The sequence below is a fragment of the Paenibacillus hunanensis genome (genome assembly GCF_014645615.1).
GTDB classification, from domain to species: Bacteria; Bacillota; Bacilli; order Paenibacillales; family Paenibacillaceae; genus Saccharibacillus; species Saccharibacillus hunanensis.
Genome location: NZ_BMMB01000004.1, coordinates 559159 through 585625 on the forward strand (window position 1 = coordinate 559159; position 26467 = coordinate 585625).

The window sequence follows — 26467 nt, forward strand, 5'->3', positions numbered from 1 at the left end:
CAAGGGTATTTGAGTTGAAAAAAGTTTAAAAACGAATTATGATTAATAAAAAATCGTAAGGAGCTAGACAAGTGAAAAAGGTTACCTTACAGATGATTGCAGAGCAGGTTGGTGTGTCGAAGGCGCTTGTATCGAAAGCGCTCTCTAATGATCCTGCTGTCAACAACAGTACTCGCGAGCAGATCTGGAAGACTGCACAGGACATGGGGTACCGTTTTGATAAGCTACGCAAATCATCTCAATTTACGAAGACTGGAAATATTGCTGTGCTGATGCCTGAAGCATATTTGGATGATATGGAATACTGGGGTAAAATTATTCGCGGCATTGATAAAGAACTGTCAGGCTATGATTTTAGTATGATGCTGTCGGGTATTGATATTTCGCTGGAACCGAAGGAAGGAATGCCGTCTAGCATTAGTGAATCCAAGGTGGATGGTGCACTCCTGCTAGGACATGTTCCCGAAGATTACATAAAAGCGATTGAAGCGGCAGAGATTCCTTTTGTGCTGGTCGATTCCAATATTCAAAATGTGGAATATGATCATGTGCTCGCTAACAACTATATTGGAGCCTACAATGCTACGATGAAATTGCTTCAAAGTGGGCATCGTACACTCGCTTTTGTCGGAGACATGGAGACAGCATTGAGCTTTAAAGAACGAGATCGTGGTTTTGAAGAAGCGGCAAAGGATCATAATAGTAACGCAAGTGCTGATGATCAGGCTCGCATTACCTGGGTGCGCGGCTTAGGCGTTAGTGGTCGCGGTAACTATACGAATTCAGAATTTATGGATAAGCTACGCTCCTCTATTGTAGATGAACAGGTTACAGGCTTCTTTTGTGCTAATGATATGCTTGCGATTGAAGCGCTACGTTATTTGACCGAATGGGGCTACCGTTGTCCAGAGGATGTCTCAATCATTGGCTTCGATGATTTAACACTGGCAGAGTTCGTCATTCCAAGGCTTACGACGGTGCAAGTACCTAAGGAGCATATGGGCTCCAGAGCGGTTAAAACAATTCTTGATCGTATTAAGCATCATGAGACGGTAGCAGAGCAGATTTTACTATCAACCAGATTGATTGAACGAGATTCTGTGAAGGTTCTGCATACCGTAGAGACGGTAGAGCCACAAACAGAGTAGGAGAAGGCTAGAGAAGAAGTAGACTAGAAAAGAAATAGAGTAGAAAAGAGACATTTGCTGATCCAAGCAAATGTCTCTTTTTGTTTTGATGAAGAGTTCATGCAACGGCCTGTCCGATAAACTCAGCTTCAACAACAGTGTATGTTTAATTAAACAAATATTATTGTTGAAGAAACTATATAATTATGTTAAAGTTTATTCAGTAGAAAGAGATCATGATCATAGGAGGTTGTAGATAGATAATGAGTCGAATATAAGATTTAAAAGTGCAAAAACAGCTCTTTAGTTAGAAAAAAGCTTTTTTTCTGAAACATAAGTGTAATTAGGAGTTTTGTTTAGTAAAAGTTTAATGAATATAAGCTATATTGTAAGCGATATCATAATAATTTATTTAAAAGGAAGTATAGCTTGGAAGCTTTAAGTTGGAGATTTGATATTGAAGGCGGTGTAGCAGTTGGGAACGTCTTATGCTAGACAACGAACGATGATACTTATTACTTTTCTATTTATTCCACTTGTACTGCTGGGTTTGTTCACGTACTATCCAGCCGTACGCCTGTTGTATCTGAGCTTTACCAGTTGGGATGGGATTAGCGATACGGTTCAATTTCTAGGTCTGGACAATTATAAAGAGATTTTCACGAATCCGGATTTGTTTGGTGTATTTCTGCATCAGATTCCTTATGTGCTTGGTGGAATTTTGCAAAATATAATCGCGATCCTATTTGCGGTCATTTTAAATTCAAAGATTAAAGGGCGCAATCTATTCCGTGTACTTTTATTTGTCCCTTACATTATGAACGGTGTAGCCGTAGCCTTCATGTTTCAATATGTATTTGATACGGAAAATGGCTCGTTGAATGCACTGCTCGGTATGCTCGGACTTCAATCGCTACAGCATAGCTGGCTGGGAGATACTTCACTTGTGAATTTCTCGCTCGCTTCAGTAAGCTTCTGGCGATATATGGGCTACACGATGATCATTTATCTGGGCGCCTTACAATCGATTCCGGGCGATATGTATGAAGCGGCAACAATTGATGGTGCGAATCGCTTTCAATCGTTATGGCATTTGACCCTGCCTAATCTGACACAGGTCATTCAGTTAAATATGTTTCTGACACTAAGCGGAGCGCTGGCGGTATTCGATCTACCGTTCGTGCTTACCAAGGGTGGGCCCGTAGGCTCCAGTGAAACATTCCTGCTTAAGACGACTGAAACTGCATTTACATTTAACAACTATGGATTAGCGTCCGCGATGAGCATTGTGCTGTTGATCTTCACCATTGTCATTCTAGTTGTACAAAATATGGCGATCAAGCGCAAAGGAGATGCCTGATGACTACCAAGCGAATTCGGGACCCGATCGAGTGGCTCAAATATATTTTGCTGGGCATTGCCAGTCTGGTCGTACTCTTTCCACCTTATGTTGTAGTGCTGAATGCCTTTAAAGGGCCAGATGAAAGCTCCAGCCCGTTTGCATTACCAGCCAGTTTTTTGAATGTTGAGAATTTTCGAATTGTATTTGATCGGGCAGATATCTTACAGGCATTTAGCAATACATTTATCGTCATTGCCGTATCGCTAGTAGGGAATATCGTGTTTGGAACGATGGTGTCGTATGCACTGGCTCGTATTTCCTTTAAAGGAAAACGGCTTATTTTAGGCTTGTTCCTGTTCGCTAGCATCATTCCAACGATTACAACGCAGGTGGTAATCTTTTCACTTATTCAATCACTCGGTGTATTTAACACCTTATTCGCACCGATTTTGCTGTTCATTGGGGCGGATGTATTGCAGATTACGATCTACCTGCAATTTATTCGTAATATTCCAGAGGAGCTCGATGAGAGTGCGATGATTGATGGTGCCAGTCTGTTTCGGATTTATGCTTCGATTATCTTTCCGTTGCTAAGTCCAGCGACCGTTACACTGGTGATTTTGAAAACGATCAATATTTATAACGAGCTGTACATTCCATTTTTGTATATGCCCAAGCAAAAGCTTGTAATGGTCTCTACCTCGATCATGCGCTTTGCGAGTAACAATCAGGCGCAATGGAGTTATATTTGTGCCACCATTTTGATCATCATGGTGCCTACGGTATTGCTGTACCTATTCTTACAGCGTTATATCTTTGCCGGTGTCACGAATGGAGCAGTTAAAGGATAAGGATCACATAGGATGTGGAAGGTTTGGACTAGTGGAAGGAGCAATGAACGATGTCAAATGAGTATTTTGAGCAACGATATGAGCAGGTAAGAGCGAGGCATCAGACGATTATTGAACGCAAAAATGAACCGCTATTTTCAGAGCATGGTATTTATGAACGGTATACGCACCCCATTCTGACGAATCAGCATATTCCGCTGTCATGGCGATATGATCTGAATCCAGATACGAATCCCTATTTTATGGAACGGCTCGGTGTAAATTGTGTGTTTAATCCGGGTGCACTTTACTTGAATGGCAAGTTTTATCTGGTGGCACGAATAGAGGGAAATGATCGCAAATCCTTTTTTGCGATTGCAGAAAGCGATAATGGTGTAGACGGCTTTACCTTCTGGGATTATCCGATTCACTTGCCTGAAACGGACGAGCCGGATGTGAATGTTTATGATATGCGTCTTGTACAGCATGAGGATGGCTATATTTATGGATTATTTTGTACAGAGCGCAAAGATCTCTCTGCACCCCCAGGTGACTTATCCAGTGCGATTGCACAGTGCGGCATTGTACGAACACTCGATCTGATAAGCTGGGAACGACTACCTGATCTACAGACTCGCTCTGCTCAGCAGCGTAATGTGGTGCTTCATCCGAAGTTCATCGATGGCCAGTATGCCTTTTACACTCGCCCGCAGGATGGATTTATCGATACAGGCTCCGGTGGTGGCATCGGCTGGGGATTATCCAATTCGATGCAGCCTGCCATTATTCAGGAGGAGCAGATCATAGATGAACGTGCGTATCATACGATCAAGGAAGTGAAAAATGGTCAGGGCCCTGCGCCGATCGCAACAGCAGAGGGCTGGCTGCACATCGCTCACGGTGTGCGTAATACAGCCGCAGGCTTGCGGTATGTGCTATATGCCTTTTTGACTGAGCTAGAGCGCCCGTGGATTCAGACGCATTGTCCGGGTGGACATCTGCTGGCTCCAGAAGGTGATGAGCGTATTGGCGATGTGTCCAATGTGGTGTTCAGTAATGGCATGGTCGCCACGGAGAAGGGCGAGTTATTCCTATACTATGCTTCCTCCGATATACGTTGCCATGTAGCGACGACAACAGTGGATAAGCTACTCGATTATGTAAAGCATACACCTGCGGATGCGATGCGCTCCTATGCATGTGTGCAGCAACGTGCTGATCTGATCCGCGGCAATATGAGTTATGACGAACAGAGGAGGAAATAATATGAAAAAAGTAATCATAGTATTAGCCAGCATGCTTGTCACTTCAGTCATTCTGTCTGCTTGCGGTAGTGGTAGCACCTCGAATACAGCGAGCAATGGAGCAGGCGCTACAGGTGATGGGGCTATTAGTGGGACAGTAACCTTTTTAACGAATCGTACGGATATGATTGGTACCCAGTTTGACGATTATGCCAAACGCTTCCATGAGAAATATCCGAATGCACAGGTCGAATTTGAAGCGATCACAGATCTGGATAAAACAACGAAAATTCGTATGTCATCTGGCGATTACCCGGATGTGGTTCTCATTCCAACGATTCCGAATTCCGATCTACCGAAATATTTTACACCGCTCGATGATCTCGGCTTGAACGATAACATTTATTTTAAAGATTATAAGTCCTATGAAGGAAAAGTATATGGCATATCGGTCGGTGCCACAACTACAGGGATCGTGTATAACAAAAAAGCATTCGCTGATGCTGGAATTACCGAAATTCCTAAGACGCTGGACGAATTCTACGCAGCAAGTGAAAAGCTGAAAGCAAAAGGCATCGTGCCGCTGGCTTCTAATTTTAAAGATCAGTGGCCGCTGTACCCGTGGATTTCGGAAGTACCAACAAGTATGGCTGGTGATGCAAAGCTAAATAATGATCGTATGAATAGTGATACCCCGTATCAGATGAACAATCCCTATGGTAAGAGCATGACTATCATCCGCACGATGTATGAGAAGGGCTATCTGGAGAAGGACGTTAACTCTACCAATTGGGAGCAATCGAAAAAAGACGTGGCTAGCGGTAAGTTTGCTATGGTCATGCTGGGCAACTGGGTCATTCCGCAGATTATTGCAAGTGGAACAACATCAGATAACATCGGGTTTTTCCCATTGCCTTATGATAATTCCGGTAAGGTTAATGTAAGTCTAGCACCGGACTGGGCGTACGGTGTAAATAAAAATAGTGAGAACGTTGCTACGGCAAAGGCATTTGTAAAGTGGATGATTGAGGATTCTGGCTTTGATCAATATGCGGGATTTATTCCTGTGCTGAAAGACAAGAAAGCGACCATTCCGCAATTGCAGCAATTTGATAGCTTCAAGCCCGTGACGATCGAAGCGGTTGCTGATGATCCAAAGGTTACCGATATTGTGAACCATGCTCAGATTACAAAGGAAGCCTTAGTACAGGAATTCATTTTAGCCCATAATCCACAAAGTGTATTGGATAAATATAATGCAGCCTGGGCAAAAGCGAGAAAAGACATTTTAAAATAAGACCATTCCAATCATACGAGTGAATACACAGGGCTGCGAACAGTCGTAATCAATGTTCGCAGCCCTGTACGATGTACAAACAATGTAGACAACCAATATGAAGAAGAGGAGCGAAATGATGCTAAAACGTGAATTTGTGAAAAGAAGAGGAACAAAGCTGGTTGCAGGCGAAATCCCTTATCGCTTTGCAGGGCCGAATATATACTGGCTCGGATTGGATGAGAATGTTGAGGGGATAGATTGGCCGACTCCATTCCGAGTACAAAATGTGCTGGATACCGCAGTTATGATGGGAGCGAATGCGTTACGCTCACATACGCTCGCTGCATCTGTAGGTCATCCTAAGTCGCTGATGCCCACATTACGACAAATGAATGAGGAAGCATGGGTAAAGGTGGATTTTGCCTTAGATGAGATTGCCAAACGAGGATTGCGTGTCATGATTCCATTGGTTTGTAATTGGAGCTATTATCATGGAGGTCGGTCGACGTTTACGAGCTGGCGGGGGATTGGGGATGCAGAGGATTTTTATTACGATCGTCAGGTAATTGCAGATTTCCAATGGTATATCGGGCAGATTTTGAATCGTACGAATACGATCAATGGGTTGATGTACAAGGATGATCCATCTATCCTGGCATGGGAGCTAGGTAATGAGCTGAACGATGTTCCGGCTGATTGGGTGCAGGAGATGTGTAGGTATATCAAAGGAATAGATTCTAACCATCTGATCAGTCATGGCAAGCAATTCGAGGTTGATGCAGATAAGCTGGACATTCCAGAACTGGATATAATCGATGTGCATTATTATCCACCTTCTGCTGAACAATTGCATGCAGATGTAGATAAAGTAAGTTCTGCTGGTAAGGTGTATATTGCTGGAGAATACGATTGGTCTTCCGATCAAACGGGCTCATTCCTGCAAGCAGTGGAGGGTAATGAGAAAGTATCCGGTACATTCTTCTGGTCTTTATTCGGTCATCACGATCAAGGCGGGTATGTTCAGCATAACGATGGCTTTTCCGTTCATTATCCTGGTCACGGCTACAGCGACGTTTGGCTTGGTCGGATTCAAGCGCTACGTCAGCATGCGTATCAGCTGCGTCAGGCACGTATTCCAGAGATTCTGATTACCGAAGCACCACTCATCTTGAGTACAGATGAAGGTCGAATTGTATTCCGCGGAGTTGCGGGTAGCGCAACCTATACGCTGGAGCGATCAAGTAAAAGTCCCTCTGGCCCATGGCAACCTGTAATTGAGCGACAAGCGTATCATAATGGTGAATGGAAGGATGCCTTACGAGTGAAAGAGGAGAAGGTCTATTATCGAATCAAGGCGATTACCTTAAACGGTGTTGAAGGACCCTACTCACAGCCAGTGCAGTCACTTGCCTTTTAGTTTAAACCTCCATTAAAGGGGAAGAGAAGAAAGGCAAGATGGATCGTATAGGAGGCATCGTATGTACAAGGTAGAGCCAGATGATGAAAACATTTATTATGTAGGTCGCTGGGATAAACGTCAGCCAGGAGCATATTCGACGTCATGGGGCGGTACGTATTTTAAAGTGAACTTTAGCAATACGACGATCATCAGACTTCATATCGGAGCTAGCGTCAATGTATATGTGAGTATCGATGGCGTAACACGTTATTATCCTTCGTTACAGGGAGTTGTGGATATTACGCCCGTATTATTACATAAGGGAACACATACATTAATGGTTGCTACTCCATATACCGATCAATGTCTCGTATTTCAAGGGATGAGTCTAGATGATCAGGCAAGGATATCGTTACCCTCTACAGGGAAGCGAATGATCGAATATATCGGCGCTTCGATCATTGCAGGTCACCTATTGCCTCGCTATGCGCTGTCCGATTATGCATGGCTGGCAGCAGAGAGGCTGGGGTATGAACATATTCAGATTGCACAGTCAGGAATGGGACTGGTCGATCACTGGCCGGGTGGGAGCTATATTGCGAACGGAGCAGGCATGAGTCAGCAATATTTTAAGCTCAAGCATGCAGATCATGACGATGATACATTGTATGACTTTTTCGATCAGTCGCCCGATATTGTCATTATTCATATCGGGACAAATGATGCCGTATTTGGCGTTCCAGCAGATCGGTTCCAGTACGAATATACTCGGTTTCTAGGCTTGATTCGGCAGCAGTATCCAGTGGCGAGGCTGTATGCCCAGCGTTTATTTGATGGAACCTATGCTCAAGAGATTCAGCAGTCTGTACGCAGTCTTCAGGCTGCTGGCGATCAGAAGGTACATTATATCGATACGAGTGGATGGCTACAGGAACTAGATTACAGCGATGGGGTTCATCCTAACGAATCGGCTCATATTAAATTAAGTAAGCGATTGGTGGCTGTGTTAGAAGCAAAGAATCGGTAGACGTATACCTCACGCGATCGATTCACAATATGTAAAAGAAGCCCATTCGGCTTAATCGAATGGGCTTCTTTCGTCCAATCATAGCTGGATATAGAGGATGGCGATTATTTTAATGAAGGTAGTAGATCACGAGTAACGGTGTTAGACGAATTATATAATGCTTTAATCTGATCATTTGTGTTACTACTGAAGGTTAGCTCTGCCCAGCTCATTGCGAATGCCCAGCGAGGCTGTTCTGCCAATTGAGTGGGAGTTGGTAGTTTATCGCATTCGCCGATGGCGATGGGCTTACCGTTTGCGACGCTCAATGCCGTGTTATATTTTACCGTTGTAAAGCCGTCTGGATTATATACATCCAGTGCAAATACATCAAAGTAATTGCTACCTGGATTGTAGGCACTCCAGTTCAGGTCAAGATCCTGCATATCCCATACCCAGACAAGATTAGTCAAGCCTTTCGTATTGACCATGTAATCATGGGTTAAACGATACAATGCTGCTGTTCCACTTGGTCCCGGTCTGCCACCCCACCAGAATACGCCTTGATTCATTTCATGAAACGGACGGAATAATACCGTTACATTGTTGTCCTTCAAATATTGCAAATACTGGGCATAGGTATCGAGGCGAGCTTTCCATGCTCGATTCAATGTGCCACCATCTGTAATTAGATCGTTCCATTGCGCATCCGACAGCTTGCTCACCACACCGCCATCCCAGTTGCCTGGTTCAGACTGTGTTGGTGGAACGACATGCAGCATAATGTTAACGATCGCGCCGTTATCCCATTGCTTCTTCGCTTCATTAATCATCGTCCATCGGTTAGAGACATCACTGGAGGAAAATAAGAAATCGCCACTCCACAGGGCAGGGTATCTGCCAGTAATACTATGTAGCTGGTTGGTTTGAACGGCAGGATTGGCATTGGGTTCACGATTATGAATACCCAGCACAGTGCTTTTGCCAGAAATACTTTTCAGGTAATCGAGTACGCCGACTTTTTCAGCGCTTCCGTAGATTTCGAATTCATAGAGGGAGTAGCCACCTGTGGTTGCCCGACTGAAGGCATACATTTTCACATAACGCGCTTTGGTGGGAGCAAAGCTGATGCTGGAGGTGCCGCCTGTACTATTATAATTGGAATAGACGGTCAGCCATTTGGAGTTATCGTTCGATACTTGAATCTGATAGCTTTTGGCGTATGCCGCTGCCCATTTCAAAATCACATTGGAAATTTGCTGCGAACTACCCAGATCAACAATCATATATTGCTGATCCGAAGCTACAGATGACCAGCGTGTGTTGCCATTAGCATCAACTGCACTACTTCCCGGATAGCTGGCACTTTCGGTAGAAGAAACGGTTACCGGACGTCCATATGCCAGATTGGGAGCCGCGTTAGCAGAGACAGGTGCATACGATATCCCTCCGATCAGTAACGCCATAATCACGAGCATAATGCAATATTTCTTTGTGTTGACCATTCATTAACACTCCTTTTGTAATCGTTTTCATTGCAATTTGATTATATTTCCAGTTCTGATTTTAGTCAACAAAAATAAACAAAATAATAAACAATTTATATTTATTTTCTTAAACTTATTGAAACAATTAGAAATTACCATAGCGATGAGCAGAGGGAAGCGTATAACATTGTCATTACTGAATACTAGTTGTCTATGAACAACAACGAAATTATTCCTGCTGCGTCATAAACTCTACAAGTGCGCCTTTATGTATCTCTACATACGCCATCAAATCATCAAAAATATTTCGTTCCGAGTCATACACATATAGAGTTTGCGCTAGCTCTTGAATTTCTCCTGCTATGGTTTCAATACGAGGCTTCATATGAGCTTCATCAGTTGTTGTTAAACGGGACACTTCATACAAGCTGCTTGACTGGGTACGATCACGTAGCTGCTGAGGTGACAGCTCATGACAGGACAAGACACCACTAATAGCATTCAAAATTGCATAATCCTCCTCTGCTCCAATACGATATAACGTAGCGATCATATCCTCCAGCAGTAACCCAGCTGAATTATGCAAAAATCCCCATATCCCATTCATGCTTAACTCGGTATCCAGTTCAATGACGAGGATAATATCCTGAACGAGCTGCGGTAACTGATGAAGATGATCCGGTTCTAATAATGCTCGATTAGCTTCGGTATATAGATTCTCGCTGATCGCTTCTACCATCCCTTCCGCAGTCATCGCTGCGATGGTTTTCGAACCAATCAGATGTGCGATACAATCGTATACAGTGCGCATAAGCGTCTCACTCCTTCTCCATTTCGTTCAAACAATAATTTGATGGTTAATAAAAATAATACTTTATCATTACAATAGAATAAACGTGGAAAGGAAGTGATGCCCCTATGTCAACGAATAAACAAGCCAATAGACTGCTTCATGAGAAATCGCCTTATTTGCTACAGCATGCCTATAATCCTGTGCAATGGTTCCCATGGAGTGATGAAGCTTTTGCAAAAGCGGAGTCGGAAGACAAGCCTGTCTTTCTGTCTGTTGGCTATTCGTAGTGAGGCTTTTACCGACATGCCATTGGTGTCATGTGATGGAGCGCGAAAGCTTTGAGGATGAGGAAGTAGCTGCCTTATTAAATGAATATTTTGTTCCGATCAAGGTGGATCGAGAGGAACGACCGGATATTGATAATCTGTACATGGCGTACTGTCAGGCACTTACCGGGCAAGGGGGCTGGCCGCTAACGGTTCTGCTCACACCGGAGCAGAAGCCCTTTTATGCAGGTACGTATTTTCCGAAGCAGACGAAGTATGGACGCATCGGCATGATCGATATGCTGACGCAGATTCGGGAAAAATGGAAGCATGAACGCGAACGCATTGTTGAAGCTGGCGATGCGATTGTGCAGCGGATGAACGAATTCAAGGCAGAGTCAGAACCGGGTAGCTTTGATGAAGAAATCCTGCATCGTGCCTACCAGACACTGGCTAGCTCGTTTGATGAGCAATATGGAGGCTTTGGTGGAGCACCGAAGTTTCCGACACCGCATCATCTGATGTTTTTGTCTGCTTATGCGCATACGTATGATCAGCCGCAGGCGCTAGACATGGTACGCAGTACATTAGAGCATATGCATCGGGGTGGTATATATGATCATGTGGGCTTTGGCTTTGCGCGCTACTCCACAGATCAGCAGTGGCTCGTGCCGCATTTTGAGAAGATGCTGTATGATAACGCGTTACTGGCGATTGCGTATACCGATGCGTACAGTCTCACGAGTGATGAGCAGTATGCACGGGTTGCCGAAGAGATATTCACGTATGTACTACGCGATATGACGTCACCGGAAGGTGCCTTCTATTCAGCAGAGGATGCCGATTCAGAAGGCGTGGAGGGCAAGTTCTATGTGTTTGATCGCGATGAGATCGAGGATGTGCTTGGTCTGGAAGCGATGCATACGTATTGTAATGTGTATGATATCTCACCCGAAGGTAATTTTGAGGGAGCGAATATACCGAATCTGATTGCCCGTACCATCTCAGACATTGCAGAAGAACGAGATTTGAACGAACTGGCACTGCGTACAGATCTGGAGGAATATCGTCAGAAGCTATTCGATTACCGCGAACAGCGTATTCACCCGTTCAAGGATGATAAGGTGCTCGTCTCGTGGAATGGCATGATGATTGCGGCACTCGCACGCGCGAGTAAACGATTGCAAAAGCCAGAATATGCGCAAGCAGCTACGCGCGCAGTGGATTTTATCTGGCAAACGATGTTCCGCGAGGATGGACGATTGATGGCGCGTTATCGCGAAGGACATGTGGCATTCCCAGCCTATGTGGATGATTATGCTTATCTGATCTGGGGCTTGCTGGAGCTCTATGAAGCAACGGGTGATTCCAGATATATTGCCTATGCGACGACGCTCAAATCACAATTGATCAGCTTGTTCTGGGACGAAGAGCAGGGTGGATTTTATTTTAGCGGCGCCGAGGGCGATCCATTGATTAGTCGCACCAAAGAAATCTATGACGGCGCGATGCCATCTGGCAACTCGGTAGCGGCATGGGTACTGGCAAGACTGGCTGCTATGACGAATGATGACGAGCTACGTGCTTATGCAGAGCGTATATTGGATGCATTTGCTGGTTCGGTGAAGCAGTATCCGGCAGGCTATACGATGCTAATGCTGGCTGGCATGCAGATCATGAACGGGACCGAAGAGATTGTTGTCTCTGGAAAGGTCGAAGATATGCAATACCAGCAAATGCTCGCTGAGGTACAAAAGGCATATCGCCCCTTTGCAACGCTGTTATTCAATGAGAGCGGAGTAGCAGGGGAGGCTACCCGGAAGCTGTTGCCACATTTGCAGGATAAGCAGTCTACTTCGGAGGCGATGACGTATATATGCGAAGGCTTTGTCTGTCACGCACCAGTGACAACGCTGGAAGCACTAACCGAGGCGCTACAGCCGAAGCGTTCATGAATGTATACGAGGATGAGATTCAGTATTCTCTATACTATGCGACAACATCATGAGCTGTAAAACACTGAGCTACAATGTACATCAGCAAGGAAACTCGCTATATCCCTATTATCTAATCCTCAAGTTTAAGATGAAAAGACAGAAGACGAGCTGCATCATAAGCTCGTCTTCTTCTCATTTTGGAAACGCACTTATTTCCAAATTTATCCGATCCTACTATTACATAATGAGCTTTACAGGTCGAAAAATATAATATAACGATTGCGGAGGAGATTCTAATGAGCAGCATACTGATCGTTGATGATTCCCGACTGAATGTTGCCTATCTGCAAAATATTTTGCATACTGCCGGTTATGAAGATATTCGTCTGGCGTATTCAGCATTAGAAGCATTTCGCGAGCTAGGTATAGAAGCGGAGCAGCATCCCAAGAAACGCTGTGATATTGATCTAGTGTTACTGGATATTGTTATGCCCGATATGGATGGAATTGAAGCCTGTCGTACGATTAAGAATACGGAGATGTATCAGGATTTGCCGATTATTTTCCTGACCGCTGATCGAGCTCATTTTGAAGAAGCCTTTGGCGCAGGTGGAATGGACTTTATCGAAAAGGGTGGCCCGGATTACGAGCTGCTAGCACGCGTGCAATCTGCACTCCGACTGAAAAAGGAAATGGATACACGGAAAAACTGGGAAGAAAAAGTACAAAAGGATCTACAGCTTGCCAAGCATTTACAGCGAAGTGTGTTGCATGCTCCGCTGGAAGAGCCAGGTATTCGCATCCATAGCCGGTATATGCAATCTGCTGAAGTATCTGGAGATATGTTTTACTGGAAAATGTTCTCGAACCGCAAATGCGGAGTATTGCTAATCGATGTATCCGGGCATGGAATATCGGCAGCACTGATTAGTATGTCGATCCGTTCCCTGCTGGATAGTATTGTAGGCTTGTATCGTAAGCCTGCCGAGGTGTGTGGAGAGCTCAATCGGCAAATGCGATTATTGTTCGGTAAGACGAGACGTTCTGCTTATTTTACCGCCATTTATTTATTAATCGATCTGGAGCAGCGTGAGCTGGAATATGTGAATGCAGGTCATCCGCCAGGCTTATTATTGAAGCAAAATACCGCACCTGTGAAGTTAAAGGGTACGACCGTTCCGATCGGCATCAAGCCGGATATGAAGCTGGACACCGTCAAGCTATCCTATGATGCGCCATGCCGAATCGTATTGTATACCGATGGGTTAGTAGAGCGACCTGGATTGTCGATTCAATTTGGCATTGATCGCCTGGAGGAATATGCAGATAGTCTGCATTATGTGAGTAATGAGTCGTTTGTTGATAAGCTGGAACGTTTGAATCGTAATCGAGAAGATGATATTTGCATCGTATCAATAGAACTGGATTGATGCTCGATCGGGAATGGGGGAGAGATCGATGGAACGAAGTATAGTTTCCAGAGGCAAAACAGTTGAGCAGGCGATTGATCGTGCTTTGACACTGTTGGAAGCGAGCAAGCAGCAGGTCAGTATTGAGATTATCGATGAGGAAAATAAAGGCCTGCTCGGCTTTAATGTAAGGCCAGCTGTCGTTAAGGTTACTTTAATGCAAGAATCGCCCGATCATGCAGTTACTGATGAGACTGGACGAGCTTCATCGTCCGTGCATCCAGCTTCCCTGTCCAATGCTTCGGAGCAAGAGTCTCCGGGCTTGACCGCCTCTCGCCAGCAACTATCTGTACTGGATGCTGGACAATCGCCTGCATCTGCCGCGAATACGAATCCCTCATCGTCCAAGCAAAAAGCGGCTAGCCCTGTACAGGATGGACAAATCTGGATTGAAGGTGGAGAGATGCGTGTACGTATCTTTCCCGGTGGTAGCCTGCCCAAGCTCGATGCGTTCAAAAGCGGAGATGTGCTGATTAATGGGCAGCCACTTCTGGCAGGACAGACAGCGGAGATTGGCGAGTTTGATCATGTGGAGATTGCACTAACCGAGGAGCTACGCGAGCCGCTCTGGCAAATACAGGTGGAGCCAAAAGCAATGCAGGCGAGTGTACATGTTGAGCCAGGCAGTCATATACGCCGCTACTTGCTAGATACGGAGCCTGAATCCAGATTGATGCTGCGTGTAGGTCAGCGACGGGAGATTTTGCCTATTGAGCCTGCGCGTATAGTCGAGCAGCTTACTATGCTGGGTGTCGTGTATGGTATCGATCAAGAAGCGATTGCACGGGCATGTCGTGCATCAGAGCCAGGCGAATATATCGTTGCCCGCGGTACAGAGCCGATTCCAGGAGTAGATGGAATGTTCGAGCTACGAGCAGATACCGAAGCGAAAAAGGTACAGCCTAAGCTGCGTCAGGACGGTACGATTGATTACCGGGAGACACGCGAATTCCCGTCGGTAGGGGAGGGTGATCTGATTGGAGTAGTACGCCCGGCGGAGCCCGGACAGGATGGCATCGATGTATTTGGACGTTCGGTAGCAGCGCCTCCAGTGCGACAGGTGCAAATTTTGGCAGGTAAGGATGTCACCCTATCTGATGATGGCTTACAAGCAATCGCTCAGCGTGCCGGTATGCCAACACAGGTGAAGCAGGGCTATCATATTAAGCTGTCGATTGTGCCCAAGCTGATGCAGAGTGGGGACATTAATCTATCGACAGGCAATATTCATTTTCTCGGCGATGTGGAGATTAGCGGAGCGGTTCAGGACACGATGCAGGTAGAGGCGGAGGGCAATATTCATATTCGCGGTAATATTAATATGGCGAATATTGTAGCTGGTCAATCGCTAATCGTGAATGCTAATGTGATCAGCAGTCAGGTTGTCGTCGGACAGATGTATCTATTTTACGGTCAGATCGCACCGTTACTTCAATCGATTGCAGAGCAATGCGAGCTGCTCAAGGCTGCGATTCGTCAGGTTAGTAGCGCATCTGCCTTTAAGCTGGATGATATGGATGAGCATGGACTGGCACCTTTGTTCAAAGTATTGTTTCAGGGTCGATTCCGCGGTATGCATGAAGTGCTCCAGCGCATGGTGAAGCTCAAGGAGCAATATGCACAATTGCCAGGAGATGACTGGAAACGGTACTATGATGAGCTCCAGCGTGGATTTTTGACTGGCGAATCGAGCCACTTCCGTACTGCGGACGATCTGGAAAGCTTTATTCGGCGTACACGCTATCTGTATTCAGTCGTCGTTGTGCCTGCGATGGAGCAGATTTTTGCTCGTTTACATCATGTGCAGAACAGTCATGTTCGCTGTGGTGGGAATCTGATTATTGAAAAGGGCTGCTACAATGCCCATCTATTCTGCGAGGGACATCTACAAGCGGATGGAACACTACGAGGTGGAACGTATCATGCTGTAGGTGGAATGACGATTCAAGAGGCAGGCTCACCGGGAACGGGCAGCACCTCGCTGCATGTGGGCGCCAAGTCTGTCATTCGTGCAAAGAAGATTTTAGCTGGAACAACGATTCATGTTGGCGAACGGATACACCAGTTTACGAAGGATATGGAGCATGTGGTAGTTCGCATTAATAGTGATAACGAATTCGTATGGCATGGGGAGTGATGAGGATGTTTTCGTACCGATTGCAGGAGCAGGATGGACGAATGATCGTCTATTGTGAAGGTGATATCGATATTGATGCTGGTGATTTGATTGAAGAACAGCTTGAGCCCGCTTTACAGGAACAGCAGCAGGTCGTATTGAATCTGGAGCAGGTGCATTTTGTAGATTCATCGGGTATTGGGTTATTGATCGGGCTAGTTCAGGGCTTAAAGGAGCAGGAGCGGATCGTATCGCTGGAGCATGTCCAGCCGGAAGTGATGGAAGTATTCGAATTACTACAGCTTGACGAAATTTTAGGTAAGGACGTTTTTAGCTAGGTGAACGAGAAGAATCTATATACGATTCCGCTCGGTATGATAGGCCTGGCCAGCCTGGTGTATATGTTCTGGCATCTGAATAGCCTGATCTGGGTTGGGCTGCCGATGCTGTTGTTTATTGTAGTGTTGGATTTATTTCCTGTGCGGCTGTTAAGTGGGGAGGAATACAGTGCTAGCGTAGCGGGATTTCTAATTTTGCTATTGGCGTATGGGCCTACTCATGCGCTGATCGGCGCTACACTGAGCAATATCGTTACTCATTTTAGAGCAGCTGACTTTCAATGGCGGCGAGTTCACGGCTTTCGAATACTATCTAAGCAGGGGAAGTATGCTATTTGTCTATATATCGCTGACAAAGCGATGCAGCAGATCGATGGGCTTGTACAGTCATCTCTCAATGTGTATGCACAGGCGGCGGTAGGTGCTCTCTTATTTAGCGGCTTGTATGTGATCATGTCGGTAGTCGTATCGAATAGTATCGGTCATGTGCCTTTACTATCTAGCTTACGTCTCCGGTTAAAAGAGCTGATCGTGCCTGTGCTGTTATGTACCGTTATCGTGCCGCATTTTTTGAAATATTTATCGCTGGGCTATATCGTATATGAAACATTGTATACAGCGTTATTTTTACTGCTTATTATTTTCTTTTCCCATGGTTATATTGAACAGGTGCGTTTACGCAGACAGGGTGTAGAGGAATTCATTCGCATCGGTGAGCTCCGCCTATCGAATCGGGAGGGGCATGGACGCAATGTAGGTATTATATGTGAGCATGTATTGGAGCTGCTGAATTATCCGAAGAAGCAGCGACCTGAGCTGATCAACATTGCCACCCTCCATGATATCGGGAAAATGCTATTACCGCTCGAGGTATTGACCAAGCGTGGTGCGCTATCGCTCAGCGAGCAGCACGAATATGAATCTCATACGATCAAAGGAGCGCAGATTGTCGGCAACATTACCGGTGATCGTCGCGCGGCAGCATGGATTAAGCATCATCATGAACGATTTGATGGCAAGGGCTTTCCCGATCGACTCAAAGGGAATGCGATTCCGTATGAGTCCAGAATTATTTATCTATGCAATCAACTGGAGTATCTGATTCGTCAGTATTCACAAAATGAAGACGTGATGAATCATTTACAGCGGATGGCAGGCAAGGAGCTTGATCCACAGCTTATCTGGCGTATTCATGCAGGTACCATCGCCTGGCTGCGTCAGTATGTAATCCACGATGATCCACTTGCATCCACCGAGCTGGCATTCGTTGTACGTCATGATCCTGATAAGCCACCACAGCAGCTAGCCAGTATTACAGGTGGCACCAGACTGCTACGCTATGGAGCAGATGGTAAGCTATACGGCATAGGTTTGTCCGATGTACCTGCTGGTATTGTCAGTGATGCAGAGGTGCTAGCTGAGCGAGCTTTACTTGTTGCTGAAAGCTTCTATGAAGTGCTCGCTGGTGAAGGGAAGACGTATGAGGCTTACTTTTATCCTGAACCGGATCGGATTAATGTGGTGCTCACGGATATTACACCCGCTCTGCAATACAGAGAGGATCTACATTACAATACACTTAGCTCGTATCGCGATGTGATCCGTACGCTCTCCCATAGCAAAATCGATATCTGTCTACAGCCACAGGAGATCGAACGCGAGCTGGGCGAACGTCTGGATGGCATGGAGGTGCGTACGCGTGGAGATGTATCCTCCAGCCGTAATCTAGTGATGGAGCATGTGCCTGAATGGTATCGTCAGCAATATCCGAAAAAGCTGATGAGTATTAAGCTGGCTGTGTCCGAAGGTGTGACGAATCTGATCAAGCACGCTGAGCAGGGACAGATCGGTGTTTATCAGCAGGCGAATCGTCTGCAAATCTATATCACAGATCATGGATCAGGTATTCCGTTACATGAACTGCCCAAAACGATTCTAGTATCTGGCTATAGTAGTAAAAGCTCGCTCGGTAAAGGCTTTGCAGTGATGTACATGTCTGCTGATCGGATTATGCTGCATACGAGCCCGGATGGGACAGCCATTTTACTTGAGTTTATGATGGTAGCTGAAGAGACCGGCTAAACGCTTCCTGTATCGGGAAACGAATAGGCGGTCTTTATTAGCTTAGGTGACCCGCAGCATGTCCTTTTTCTAGCTGTATACAATTAAAATGAAATCTACATAGTACAGTAACTTAATTGCTATTACATATTGCCCCCTTTTGGACGAAAAATAAGTATACCCTTTATCCTCAGGAGGCACACGAATATGAGCAGCATACTAATTGTCGATGATTCCAGATTGAATCTGGCGTTTATGGAAAATACATTAAAATCCGCAGGCTATGAGGATGTATGGACAGCCAACTCCGCTCAGGAAGCATATGAGCGACTGGGTATTCAAGACGAGCAAGCCCCTCGCAAGCCCGTAGCGGTTGATCTTATCCTATTAGATATCGTAATGCCCGAAGTAGACGGGATCGAAGCCTGTCGCCGCATCAAAAGTATACCAGCCTATCAGGATCTGCCGATTATCTTCTTAACTGCCGATCGAGCGCATTTTAAGGAAGCTTTTAATGTGGGTGGAATGGATTTTATTGAAAAAGGTGGGCCAGATTACGAGCTGTTAGCGCGTGTCCAATCTGCACTGCGTCTAAAAAAGGAAATGGATGCACGGAAGGAATGGGAAAGCCGTGTAAGCAAGGATCTTCAACTGGCGCGTCACCTGCAAAACAGCGTGCTCACTCCGCCGCTGACCGAGCAAGGCATTAGCATTCGCAGTAGCTTTATGCAATCATCCGATGTATCCGGTGATATGTTTTACTGGAAGCAATTCAATGAGCACCAATATGGAATTTTGCTGATCGATGTATCGCTGAGCGGCATTCCTGCTGCACTGATCAGTATGTCGATTCGTTCTTTGCTGGATGGCATTGTTGGCATCTATCGCAGACCGAAGGAAGTATGTGCAGAGCTGAACCGTCAGATGCGCACACTATTCGGTAAAATGCGCCGTACTGTCTATTTTACCGCGATCTATGTGATGGTCGATACGAATAAACGACAGCTCGAATACTTCAATGCAGGTCATACACAGGGACTACTGTTGACCGAAGGGGCACCAGCTGAGCGACTGAGTGTAACCACCGAACCGATCGGAATGAAGCAGGATATGAACACCGATATCAAAGTGATCGATTATACAGGCGATGCGCGAATCGTATTATATACAAATGGGCTGATCACACGCCCAGGTACGAATCCAAAAACCGTTATTCAAGAGCTGGAGCAATATGCACAAAGTCTGCTCTATCTGGATAATGATGCTTTTCTAAGTAAGCTGGCACGTCTGAATCGCCAGCATGACGATGTATGTATTATCTCGATCGACCTCACTAGCCCGGTAGCAGAAGAAGTAGAATCTGAGGTAAAGACAGAGGTTGAGGCGAACACAGAGGTTGAAGCGGAGACAGCGGTAGAAGCAGATGCCAACCCAGAATCTGAGCCGCAAGCATAATCATTATCCGAGCTGGAATATTGAAGGTGCAGTCTAAGTTCGACCTATTTCTGGGTGATTAGCATATCGCGCATAGACATGTAACCTATTGTTTTGCATAAAAAAGAGCGTACTGCACGATGAAATTCATTGTACAGCACGCTCTTTTTTTGTTGTACATCATTAGATCCTATTTTAAAATCGCTGATACACGATACACGATACACGATACACGATACACGTATAGTGATAAATCAACACGCTATCCGTATAATCATACCATCATGCCAATTAAGCGAGCACTTCCTTACCTGGAGCTGTTGTCGCAGCAGCGCTCTCATCACGCACAGCCGCCTTGATGCCAAGCAGCTCTTGCTGCTCCCCAACATTGCCTTCCATCAGCGGAAGCACATCTTCATATTCAAACGTATTCGTCACGATGATCGGTGTCACCGTTGCACAGCCTGCATCGCGAATCTGCTGTAGATCCATTTCCAGCAACAGTTGACCTGCAACGACACGATCGCCTTCCTTCACATGCAATGTAAATGGCTTACCTTCCAGCTTCACCGTATCAATCCCAACATGAACGAGAATCTCTGCTCCATGATCCGATACGATCGCCAGTGCATGTTTTTTCTTAAAAGCAACAGTAATCGTACCGTCGAAAGGAGCCACGACACGTCCAGCAGTCGGCTCAATCGCTACACCTTTACCCATTGCTTCCGAAGCGAAAGCAGGATCAGGAACCTCAGTCAGCGGTACGATGTGACCCGCAACCGGGCTAAGAACCTTCTCGTCAACCTGACCAGCATTGCCTTTTACTGGAGTAGCAGGTGCTTCTGATGGTGCTTCTTCAACTGGATCTTTAAAGCCCAGTACATAAGCAAGTGTAGCCGAGATCAGGAACGATGCTGTAATACCGATGATCAATCCTGGGAAGCCCTGACCACCTGGACCGTAGAAAATAGGCAATGTTAGCAGACCAGGCGCACCGGATGCAAATGCCTGCGTACCTGCTTGACCGATAATCGCACCACCGACCGCACCGCCGATAATACCAGCGATAAATGGACGCTTGAGCGGTAAAGTCACACCATATACCGCAGGCTCGGTAATACCGAATAGAGCGGACAGTGTAGCCGAACCAGCGAGTGTTTTGAGCTTTTTATTTTTCGTACGAAGCATAACGCCGAATGCAGCACCTGTCTGAGCGAATACCGAAGCCGCCGCAGCTGGCTTAATTCCATCACGTCCATGTACCGCGATGTTGTTGATGAATACAGGCACCAGACCCCAGTGTACACCGAAAATAACGAACAGCTGCCAGCACGCACCCATAACCGCACCAGCAATCAATGGGCTAAAGCCAAATGCAGCCACCAGACCCGTTGCAATCGCATTACCTACATACACACCAAATGGGCCAAATACGATCAATGTCAGCGGCACCATCACGACAAGCGAGATTAGCGGCGTGACAAAGTTTTTTACACTTTCATGAATGAAGCGGTTGCACATCTTCTCCAGCTTACTCATCACGATAACAGCAATGATGATCGGAATAACAGTGGAGGAGTAGCTCATCATAATCACAGGAATACCGAAGAAGAGCGTTTCCGTACCAGCTGTCTTTAATTCAACGATGGATGGATAGACGAGCGCTCCGGCAATCGTTAACGCCGTAAAGGTATTACCGCCAAATTTGCGAGCTGTTGTTACAGCGAGTAGTAAGGGCAGGAAGTAGAATAGACTATCCGCAGTTGCCATCAGAATCGTATACGTCGTTTCTTTTGTACTCAGCCAGCCGACATTTGTTGCAATGAGCAGCAAGCCCTTCAAAATACCTGCACCTGCCATAACACCAAGCAATGGAGCGAAAATACTGGAGATGACATCGATGATAGCACCAAAGCCTTTTTTACCTGGAGCGGAAGCGCTATCTTTTTTATCATCATTAAGGATGTTAGATACCTCACCGATCGCAGCGTACACCTCAGGAACAGTATTACCGATAACGACCTGAAATTGACCGCCACTTTCCTTGACGGTGATAATACCATCTGTTTTCTCCAGCTTCGCTTTATCCGCTTTGGACTGATCCTTTAACGTAAAACGAAGTCGTGTTGCACAGTGGACGAGAGAGGATACATTCTGTTCTCCACCAACGCCCTGAACGATCTCTTTTGCCAGTTTTTCATAACTCATGGGGGACACCTCCAAATTTTGGCAAACAAAAAACCTGAGCCATGACAAACGGAGGACAAAAAGAACAAAGTGGTCCTTGCCGTTTCTCATGACTCAGGTTTTGCCTGCATAACCAGTAACAATCCGAGTCCGGTTATATGCTGTTGTTACAATAACAATATAACGCTTTCATTCATTTGTCAATGCATATATTTTCAACAAAATGAGCATCCTTATTATGAAAAAGAATAGGCCATGCAAACTGATCAGGACAGTGATGAAGGAGTGCATAACGATAAAACAAAGAAGAAAGCTACATCATCTGCGGCTGACGATACGTTCAATATGTACAGTCAAATATAGCATTTCCTCGTTCGTCAGCTCATGCCCATGCTCCTTTTTGACAAATATGCGTATCTTCTCGGTACATGCAGCGGCATCCTGATGCTGCTCCTTAATCATCGTATACAGATGATCATAATTGCTGTCATAATGCGTACCATGAATAATACGTTGCGCGAAAAATTTGAGATGAGTAATAAAGCGGAAATAGCTGAGCGAATCCTCTTCAAATTCCGTTTTAAAATGATACTTCACAATATTGATGATGCTATGCATGAACTTGGTAATGTTCATCGTGGTGCCGACTTCCTCGTTAATCTCCGCATTAACGATATGAATCGCAATAAAGGCAGCTTCATCCTCAGGCAGCTCAATGCCCATATGCTCGCGAATCTGCTCTAGCGTACGTAGCCCAATCGCAAATTCCTCACGATACAGCTGCTTGATCTCCCATAGCAGTGCATTTTTGATTTCAAGCCCTTTTTGATAACGCTCAATTGCAAAGTTCACGTGATCGGTTAACGAGACATAAATATTTTCGTTCAGCGTTTTGCCAAGCGTTTGGCGGCTATAGGCAATAATCTCTTCAACGATCACGATCAGATCAATCGGAACCTCGCGCAGTAGCATTTTGAAGTTATCGGATGCTTTTTTATTTTTGAGCGCGAACACCTTCTGAATTTTGTGTTGTTCTACATCCTCGCCTGGCTTTTTCTTAAAGGCGATGCCGCGTCCCATCACGACCAGCTCTGTGCCGTCTGCCTGATAGACGCTAACTACATTGTTATTGATGACCTTGGCAATTTTCATAGGAACCCCCGATCTCTATACCTTCACTCTAGTATAACTTTATGCCATAGCGCGAGCATCGTTTATAAAAAACATAAGCTAACGATAAGGCGTTTACTTTGAGCAGTATGAATTACTATGGTAAATAACACAAAACAAGCTGTAGATCACTGCGATGATCCCGTGAAGTTATGACTTTAATTGCAATTGTAATGGAGTGCACTAATCTGTATAGGCACGCATAAAGTGGTGTGTGGAACAGATACCGTCCTATATGTGCTGACGCTATATACAAGCATACTATCCATACATAACAAAAAAACCGTAAGCACGACAAAACAGAAGGAGCTAGATCAGCTTTCCTTGATTTGGCGGCTTAGGTTTTGCCTGTGACCAGTAACAATCCTAATCCCATATAAATGCCGTTAATACGGCTTATCACTTACTCAAGTGTAGCCTGAACCTAACATGCTGTCAACGCTTTCACAACGCAAATGAGAAATATACGTATAAAAAAAGCATGAACTAGACAGAAGAATGATCTGTCTAAGTTCATGCTTTTTTTTATACGTAATACAAGCTACTTTTGTACGAGAAAGGAAGCTATAAGCTTATATTAACTACGTCAAACTTATAATAAGACACTTATAGAAGTGGTAATGTGTTCATAAGACTCGTATTATTCATGCAGTTTATACTAGCCACATTGTAACGCAAAGCTTACTTACCAATTAGGACATATACCATAATCAAGTTCACCAGTAGGAATATGATCTTAAATAACATAAGCTCCTATACTCACAGTCCCAGATCGGCTCCGCGGCTAGCGATAACCTTTTTGTACCAGTCAAAGCTTTTCTTTTTCTCACGTTTCAATGTGCCTTTGCCCTCATTATCGCGATCAACATAAATATAGCCGTAGCGCTTACGCATTTCGCCAGAGGATGCACTCACGATATCAATTGGCCCCCAGCTTGTGTAACCGATAATATTAACGCCATCCTGAATCGCTTCACCCATCTCAGCAATATGACGTTGCAGATAGTCGATGCGATAATCATCATCTACTGTGCCATCGGCTGCTGGCTCGTCATTTGCACCCAGGCCATTCTCCACGACAAACAAAGGCTTTTGATAGCGATCATGCAGCTGGTTCGCGGTAATACGGAAGCCCTTCGGATCGATCGTCCAGCCCCATTCGGATTTATCCAGATACGGGTTAGCTACCGAGCCAAATACGTTACCAGAGGTCATGTTTTTGATCACTTCTGGATCGGTACTCGTGGTGCGACTGGAGTAGTAGCTGAAGCCGATATAATCTACCGTATGCTCTTTCAGAATCTGATCGTCACCTGGCTCCATCTCAATATTCAAGCCATGATCACGGAAGAAGCGTTTCGCATAGCCCGGATATTCACCACGGGATTGTACATCGATGAAGAAGTACGATTCGCGATCCTTTTCCATGCCTTGATACACATCTTCTGGATTACAGGTGTACGGATAGAAGCTACCTGCCGCCAGCATGCAGCCGATCATCGCATCTGGAATCAGCTCATGACAAGCCTTCACTGCGAGTGCGCTCGCGACAAGCTGATGGTGAGCCGCCTGATATTGAATCTGCTTCACATTGTCCCCTTCTTTGAAGGTCAGACCTGCACCCAGGAATGGAAGATGCAGCAGCATATTGATCTCGTTAAAGGTCATCCAATACTTTACTTTATCCTTATAGCGAGCAAGCACGGTGCGTGAATACGTTTCAAACAGTTCCACCAGCTTGCGGCTACGCCAGCTTCCATATTTCTCAATCAGCGCAACCGGCACATCAAAATGCGCCAGTGTCACTACCGGCTCAATGCCATGCTTGATCATTTCGTCAAACAGATTATCATAAAATTGCAAGCCTTCCTCATTCGGCTGTACATCCTCGCCTGTAGGATAGATACGAGCCCATGAGATCGAGATACGTAGCGATTTGAAGCCCATCTCCGCAAACAGTGCAATATCCTCAGGATAGCGATGATAGAAGTCAATCGCTTCATGTGAAGGATAAAACTCATTTTCCAGCGGTGTTAGGGAAGGAATGTAACCCTTCATAATATCACGGCGACTCTCACCCGTTGGCAGCAGATCGACAAGCGTTAGCCCTTTACCACCTTCAAGGTAAGCACCTTCTGCTTGGTTAGCAGCAATAGCGCCACCCCATAAAAAGTTCTCTGGAAACATAAAATTGGACATATTAAAACTCCTTCCACAGCGTAATAGAGAATATGGACAAAACAGGGAAGGGGACGCAGAAAAAAAGAAAACCTGAACGAAGCCTGACATATGCACGCATATCGCCAGTTTCGTTCAGGTTATGCCCCGGGGGTAACATCCCTGAAATGAATGTAGTTGTTACTACAACTTTAGCAAGCGATGAAGGCGCTGTCAACTGCTGGCTGTTTAAATGCTGTTTGGGGGATGATGATTGGTAATTGAAAGGGAGCGGGGAATAGTGGCTTAGCAGGCAGTTTTGCTTTGATTTAAATGAATGGGTGGTTGAAGTGAAAATGTTTTGCTGAGAGGGGGCCACTCCGGGAAGGAATAAGGGGACGGACTCGGGTGGAGCCGCGGGAATCTACGGATTAGGAGTGAATTGTAGATTCCCGCCCCTCCAAAGGAGTCCTTTCCCCTTATTTCCTTCCCTCCGTTCTGTGCTCATCGCAATATATGTAGGTATTTACAAGATAAAATATAAAGACATAAGGAACCTAAAAACAACTATTCACATTCAGTGAGAGTTTAGTGAAAATCATCATATTCAGTGAAATCAGTCTAGTGAGCAATTAGTTTGGCATGAGCTCATTTATTATATTTTCTCGCGTTTAATATTCTAATTCCCTCATTCTATCGAAAAAATGATTAAGTTCCTAGCGTAATTGCGTAGCAATTTATTCAGTCATTATAGCAAGTGAGTTATGGATTGTCAATATTAAATCAGACAACTTTTTTAAGGGCTACTTGACGATACTGAACAGG

General features: G+C 45.3%; 19 protein-coding genes. 14 read left to right on the forward strand and 5 right to left on the reverse strand.

Annotation, left to right across the window (positions count from 1 at the left end; all coding sequences use genetic code 11):
• The first annotated feature begins 71 nt into the window (after positions 1–71).
• From IEX62_RS11205 to IEX62_RS11235, 7 genes are all read left to right on the forward strand, one after another.
• Positions 72–1148, forward strand: coding sequence for a LacI family DNA-binding transcriptional regulator (locus IEX62_RS11205; RefSeq protein WP_188775576.1), 1077 nt, complete (start codon positions 72–74; stop codon positions 1146–1148).
• Positions 1149–1632: 484 nt separating this feature from the next.
• Complete coding sequence (locus tag IEX62_RS11210; RefSeq protein ID WP_188775637.1) at positions 1633–2487, forward strand: carbohydrate ABC transporter permease; 855 nt, start codon at positions 1633–1635, stop codon at positions 2485–2487.
• Complete coding sequence (locus tag IEX62_RS11215; protein WP_188775577.1) at positions 2487–3320, forward strand: carbohydrate ABC transporter permease; 834 nt, start codon at positions 2487–2489, stop codon at positions 3318–3320. Before IEX62_RS11210 ends, IEX62_RS11215 begins: the two co-directional genes overlap by 1 nt.
• A gap of 50 nt (positions 3321–3370) precedes the next feature.
• On the forward strand, positions 3371–4564 hold the full coding sequence (locus IEX62_RS11220; protein WP_188775578.1) for a glycoside hydrolase family 130 protein: 1194 nt from the start codon (positions 3371–3373) through the stop codon (positions 4562–4564).
• A 1-nt stretch (position 4565) separates the two neighbouring features.
• Positions 4566–5840 (forward strand): ABC transporter substrate-binding protein, encoded by a 1275-nt coding sequence (locus IEX62_RS11225; protein ID WP_188775579.1) that lies wholly within the window; start codon positions 4566–4568, stop codon positions 5838–5840.
• Between the two features lie 115 nt (positions 5841–5955).
• On the forward strand, positions 5956–7239 hold the full coding sequence (locus IEX62_RS11230; RefSeq protein ID WP_229685725.1) for a cellulase family glycosylhydrolase: 1284 nt from the start codon (positions 5956–5958) through the stop codon (positions 7237–7239).
• 61 nt (positions 7240–7300) lie between these two features.
• Positions 7301–8248, forward strand: a complete 948-nt coding sequence (locus tag IEX62_RS11235; protein ID WP_188775580.1) for a GDSL-type esterase/lipase family protein — start codon at positions 7301–7303, stop codon at positions 8246–8248.
• A gap of 104 nt (positions 8249–8352) precedes the next feature.
• On the opposite strand, the gene IEX62_RS11240 is transcribed toward IEX62_RS11235, so the two are convergent.
• Both IEX62_RS11240 and IEX62_RS11245 read right to left on the reverse strand, forming a co-directional pair.
• Positions 8353–9732 (reverse strand): glycosyl hydrolase, encoded by a 1380-nt coding sequence (locus tag IEX62_RS11240; protein ID WP_229685726.1) that lies wholly within the window; start codon positions 9730–9732, stop codon positions 8353–8355.
• Positions 9733–9943: 211 nt separating this feature from the next.
• On the reverse strand, positions 9944–10525 hold the full coding sequence (locus IEX62_RS11245) for a DMP19 family protein (protein WP_188775581.1): 582 nt from the start codon (positions 10523–10525) through the stop codon (positions 9944–9946).
• A 107-nt stretch (positions 10526–10632) separates the two neighbouring features.
• On the opposite strand from IEX62_RS11245, the gene IEX62_RS23945 reads away from it, so the two are divergent.
• The 7 genes from IEX62_RS23945 (at position 10633) to IEX62_RS11280 (ending at position 20149) form a co-directional block, all read left to right on the forward strand.
• Positions 10633–10794, forward strand: a complete 162-nt coding sequence (locus tag IEX62_RS23945; RefSeq protein ID WP_188775582.1) for a DUF255 domain-containing protein — start codon at positions 10633–10635, stop codon at positions 10792–10794.
• A gap of 35 nt (positions 10795–10829) precedes the next feature.
• Positions 10830–12728 (forward strand): thioredoxin domain-containing protein, encoded by a 1899-nt coding sequence (locus tag IEX62_RS11255; RefSeq protein WP_188775583.1) that lies wholly within the window; start codon positions 10830–10832, stop codon positions 12726–12728.
• 278 nt (positions 12729–13006) lie between these two features.
• Positions 13007–14140: a PP2C family protein-serine/threonine phosphatase gene (locus IEX62_RS11260; RefSeq protein ID WP_188775584.1), complete on the forward strand. Its 1134-nt coding sequence runs from the start codon at positions 13007–13009 to the stop codon at positions 14138–14140.
• A 28-nt stretch (positions 14141–14168) separates the two neighbouring features.
• A complete protein-coding gene (locus IEX62_RS11265; protein ID WP_188775585.1) occupies positions 14169–16316 on the forward strand; it encodes a FapA family protein in 2148 nt (715 codons plus the stop codon).
• A gap of 5 nt (positions 16317–16321) precedes the next feature.
• Complete coding sequence (locus tag IEX62_RS11270; RefSeq protein ID WP_188775586.1) at positions 16322–16633, forward strand: STAS domain-containing protein; 312 nt, start codon at positions 16322–16324, stop codon at positions 16631–16633.
• Positions 16634–18715 carry an HD domain-containing phosphohydrolase gene (locus IEX62_RS11275; protein ID WP_188775587.1) on the forward strand — a complete coding sequence of 694 codons (2082 nt, stop codon included), beginning with the start codon at positions 16634–16636 and terminating at the stop codon, positions 18713–18715.
• Positions 18716–18901: 186 nt separating this feature from the next.
• The gene (locus IEX62_RS11280; protein WP_188775588.1) at positions 18902–20149 is read left to right on the forward strand and encodes a PP2C family protein-serine/threonine phosphatase; all 1248 of its coding nucleotides are present in this window, start codon (positions 18902–18904) and stop codon (positions 20147–20149) included.
• A 270-nt stretch (positions 20150–20419) separates the two neighbouring features.
• Here the strand turns inward: IEX62_RS11280 and IEX62_RS11285 are convergent, their stop codons facing one another.
• From IEX62_RS11285 to IEX62_RS11295, 3 genes are all read right to left on the reverse strand, one after another.
• Positions 20420–22336 carry a beta-glucoside-specific PTS transporter subunit IIABC gene (locus IEX62_RS11285; RefSeq protein WP_188775589.1) on the reverse strand — a complete coding sequence of 639 codons (1917 nt, stop codon included), beginning with the start codon at positions 22334–22336 and terminating at the stop codon, positions 20420–20422.
• A 297-nt stretch (positions 22337–22633) separates the two neighbouring features.
• Positions 22634–23467 carry a BglG family transcription antiterminator LicT gene (gene licT / locus IEX62_RS11290; RefSeq protein WP_188775590.1) on the reverse strand — a complete coding sequence of 278 codons (834 nt, stop codon included), beginning with the start codon at positions 23465–23467 and terminating at the stop codon, positions 22634–22636.
• Between the two features lie 777 nt (positions 23468–24244).
• Positions 24245–25684, reverse strand: coding sequence for a 6-phospho-beta-glucosidase (locus IEX62_RS11295; protein ID WP_188775591.1), 1440 nt, complete (start codon positions 25682–25684; stop codon positions 24245–24247).
• Positions 25685–26467: the final 783 nt, after the last annotated feature.

Coding starts and splice junctions, on each gene's coding strand:
- IEX62_RS11210 (WP_188775637.1), top strand. CDS start 1,633: ATGATACTTATTACTTTTCTATTTATTCCACTTGTACTGCTGGGTTTG.
- IEX62_RS11215 (WP_188775577.1), top strand. CDS start 2,487: ATGACTACCAAGCGAATTCGGGACCCGATCGAGTGGCTCAAATATATT.
- IEX62_RS11220 (WP_188775578.1), top strand. CDS start 3,371: ATGTCAAATGAGTATTTTGAGCAACGATATGAGCAGGTAAGAGCGAGG.
- IEX62_RS11225 (WP_188775579.1), top strand. CDS start 4,566: ATGAAAAAAGTAATCATAGTATTAGCCAGCATGCTTGTCACTTCAGTC.
- IEX62_RS11230 (WP_229685725.1), top strand. CDS start 5,956: ATGATGCTAAAACGTGAATTTGTGAAAAGAAGAGGAACAAAGCTGGTT.
- IEX62_RS11235 (WP_188775580.1), top strand. CDS start 7,301: ATGTACAAGGTAGAGCCAGATGATGAAAACATTTATTATGTAGGTCGC.
- IEX62_RS11240 (WP_229685726.1), bottom strand. CDS start 9,732: ATGGTCAACACAAAGAAATATTGCATTATGCTCGTGATTATGGCGTTA.
- IEX62_RS11245 (WP_188775581.1), bottom strand. CDS start 10,525: ATGCGCACTGTATACGATTGTATCGCACATCTGATTGGTTCGAAAACC.
- IEX62_RS23945 (WP_188775582.1), top strand. CDS start 10,633: ATGTCAACGAATAAACAAGCCAATAGACTGCTTCATGAGAAATCGCCT.
- IEX62_RS11255 (WP_188775583.1), top strand. CDS start 10,830: ATGGAGCGCGAAAGCTTTGAGGATGAGGAAGTAGCTGCCTTATTAAAT.
- IEX62_RS11260 (WP_188775584.1), top strand. CDS start 13,007: ATGAGCAGCATACTGATCGTTGATGATTCCCGACTGAATGTTGCCTAT.
- IEX62_RS11265 (WP_188775585.1), top strand. CDS start 14,169: ATGGAACGAAGTATAGTTTCCAGAGGCAAAACAGTTGAGCAGGCGATT.
- IEX62_RS11270 (WP_188775586.1), top strand. CDS start 16,322: ATGTTTTCGTACCGATTGCAGGAGCAGGATGGACGAATGATCGTCTAT.
- IEX62_RS11280 (WP_188775588.1), top strand. CDS start 18,902: ATGAGCAGCATACTAATTGTCGATGATTCCAGATTGAATCTGGCGTTT.
- IEX62_RS11285 (WP_188775589.1), bottom strand. CDS start 22,336: ATGAGTTATGAAAAACTGGCAAAAGAGATCGTTCAGGGCGTTGGTGGA.
- licT (WP_188775590.1), bottom strand. CDS start 23,467: ATGAAAATTGCCAAGGTCATCAATAACAATGTAGTTAGCGTCTATCAG.
- IEX62_RS11295 (WP_188775591.1), bottom strand. CDS start 25,684: ATGTCCAATTTTATGTTTCCAGAGAACTTTTTATGGGGTGGCGCTATT.